This window comes from Coprococcus hominis (ex Arizal et al. 2022) (assembly GCF_040094675.1).
Taxonomy (GTDB): Bacteria; Bacillota; Clostridia; order Lachnospirales; family Lachnospiraceae; genus Coprococcus_C; species Coprococcus_C hominis.
The window spans coordinates 1-2,930 of record NZ_JBBNHG010000008.1 but is presented as its reverse complement, the minus strand read 5'-3'; the positions used below and the strand labels follow the sequence as shown (position 1 = coordinate 2,930).

Annotated in this window: 3 protein-coding genes; all 3 read right to left on the bottom strand. The window is 35.9% G+C overall.

The genetic code is table 11. From position 1 onward, the window contains the following. Positions 1 to 47: 47 nt before the first annotated feature. Positions 48 to 995: a hypothetical protein gene (locus AAAT93_RS00120; protein ID WP_021739842.1), complete on the bottom strand. Its 948-nt coding sequence runs from the start codon at positions 993 to 995 to the stop codon at positions 48 to 50. Between the two features lie 27 nt (positions 996 to 1,022). Further along, complete coding sequence (locus AAAT93_RS00115; protein WP_021739841.1) at positions 1,023 to 1,922, bottom strand: hypothetical protein; 900 nt, start codon at positions 1,920 to 1,922, stop codon at positions 1,023 to 1,025. Positions 1,923 to 2,134: 212 nt separating this feature from the next. Then, positions 2,135 to 2,884, bottom strand: coding sequence for a hypothetical protein (locus AAAT93_RS00110; protein ID WP_117841223.1), 750 nt, complete (start codon positions 2,882 to 2,884; stop codon positions 2,135 to 2,137). Positions 2,885 to 2,930 lie beyond the last annotated feature (46 nt).

The following is a 2,930-nucleotide window of genomic DNA, read 5'->3' as shown; positions in this document are numbered from 1 at the left end:
TTGCCATAATCCTACCTCCCTGTTATTGAAACTTAAAATAATTTCTATTATATTGAACGACTTGGATATTTAATTTCCGTTGATGTAAATTCATCTTCCGCCGAAACATTGATATGCCCACTGCTGTCAATAGCATACTCTTTACCATAAACGGAAAACGTATCTCCTTCTTTATATCCGATTTCTATCCAGTTTATATCATTTAACTGTTTTATCTTTGCGTCAACATTTATGGTCTTTCCTGATTCCTGCAATAAATAAGTGTGTTTTCCTGCTCCCGCATCTATAGAAAAGAATCCCGGAGAAATCCCGACTTTCTCACAGACGGACAATACCTCCTCATTGCTGTAGAGATACCCCCACACACTCTTTCCCTGTGCCAGATCAGACAGGATATTGCCTGCCTTACACATTTCCCACTTATAATTTGTTCCTTTTTGATTTGTATTCTCTGCAAGCAACGATTCCGAGGCTGCCCAGCCTATTCTTCCATTATTGACCGTCCATGTATATTTACCGCCACTTGATGTTGTCCATGCATAATAACTTTTATTACTTAGTACCAGAGAATTATTCGCAGCACAAATGCCTGACATGGTGCTTGTATTCATTTTCGGTACTGCATAATTAGGTACTACCTGTCTGCTCCCATTAAGGTCAAAGGAAATAACCCCGTACTCCTTAAAATCAGAATTATATCCACAGGAAACATTCTCCCCAAAATTGATTGCATCCAAAATAGCACTTGAATTATTATAGTTTGCAAAATAATAAGCTAATTCACTGTTAGAAATATTCGCATTTTTATCTATCAGTGCAGCTATGGATTGCTTTGAAAAGCCTCGTGCAGCATCAGAAATACTTAAACTGTCCTGTTTTTTATTATTTCCTGCTCCAAGCAACATCTGTATTGCTTTTTGGTGTATTCCTGCCTCTGCCTGCTTTGAATATGTCAACAGCTGGTTTACTGTGTTTACATCTGTTACTGTCTTCATAATTATTCTCCAAACCCTTTTTCAACATTAAACGCCAAACATATGCTGCAATTTGTCCAGCATATTATTTACTCTGCCTTCAACAGCTTCTGGCTGATTCCTTAATTCATACCTGCTTCCATAGTAATCATTTAAACGGTCTTTCATCTCATTACAAAATAATTTTTGATCTGTTTTACCATTTAAAAACTGATTGCAGATACCACTTATCTCTTTCTTCTCATTTGTATAAAAAGCTGTCTCATCTGAGATTATTTCTGACTTGTACTTATAAGATTCTGTTTTGCTTCCAATTCCAACAACCATGTAATCTGGTGTCATTCTCTCCATGATGGAATTACGTGCTGAATCATTAAAATGAACATATTCGTCAATCATGTCTGAAAAACCAGCTTGAAATTGCTCTGGAACATACATTTCATTTACTTTCCTTAGCCCCACTTCACTTGCACTTAACAAAAATACAGATTCATAAGAAGTTCCTCTATATCCCTCCTGAGCATTCAAAGAATCTACATCTGCTGTCATTGCATTAATCTTCTCTTTTAAATCTTTCATTTCATCTTCTGTCAAATATTCAGAAGCATTTTCGTCCAGCCATTTTTCAAAAACCTCTGACTGATTTTCCGAACAGCCTTCAAACGCACTTTGTTCTCCAGAAATGGAAGCTGCTTTCAAATCTAATTTGAATAAATTTTCACATTTATATTCTGCTGGTATCTCTCTTATCTCTCCCATAATAGATGAAAAATGCATTGTATGAAAATCCGATACCTTATTACGAGCAGTCTCAACTAACTTTCTTGCTGAATCACTGATTTTCACATCATCCTCCGAAATAATATTCTGAGGAACAGTTGTTTTCTTCTCAACCTTATTTTTTATCATCTCTGGATTATTAATATACCTATTTCCTTGAACTTTCATAGCAACCTCCTTAAGTTAGTCCACACTTTCTATACTTCTTTATCTATCTTGCTCGATGTCAAAGAACCTGCATCTATTTTCAGGTAATCTACATCACTGTCATTGCTCAATGAACCAATAAAACGATTTATATCTACTGACTTTCTGCCACTCTACTCTCTGGTGATGCCATCCAATGCACCAATTTGATATTTTCCTTTTATCGAATCCTCTTATGCCTTAATATCAAAACTTGATCTATCAGGTGCAGAAATACTCACAGATTCTGCTACAAGACTCTGTGTCATACTTTTTACATCATTACCAGTTACGGATAAGGTATAATCACCCGTTTCTTTTCCTTCTGCCGATTTTTCTGCACGTTTCTTTGCAGCTTTTTCTTCCTCTGCTTTTTTAGCAGCTCTTTTTTCTTTTACCTTTTCCTCTTTTTCTCTGTTCTCTTTTGCCTTTCGTTCAGCATTCTCTTTCGCTATTTTCCCATCTGGATCATTTGTACCAGATATTGCCACCGAAATATTTCCGTTTGCATCAATCATATAACTCAGATTTGTCAAAGTGCCCAAACATCCATTCACCGCACTTTTTGCACAATCTGGAATGGCTGCTAAGTTTTCCTCCAGATACTTTGCTTTTTCTGGATCATTCATACACTTCTGTAAAAATGCACTTGAAACGGATACTGTTGTCGGAACCCCTTGCATTGAAGTCGTTCCCGTATTCATATAATGGTATTTTCCTTGCAAGTATTTTGAATAATCATTTACATTGCTATACCCCGTCTTAATCTGCTCTGTTTTTGTCACACCGGGACGTGATGTTTTTAATTCAACTGTACTTGTTGTCACGTTGCCGTCTTTTGTATTTGTACTATCCTTTTCACTATCTGTTTTTTTAACAGTATTCTTGTAATTTGAAGCATAATACGATGTGCAACTGCTGTTATTGATACCTGTAATTGCCATAATCCTACCTCCCTGTTATTGAAACTTAAAATAATTTCTATTATAT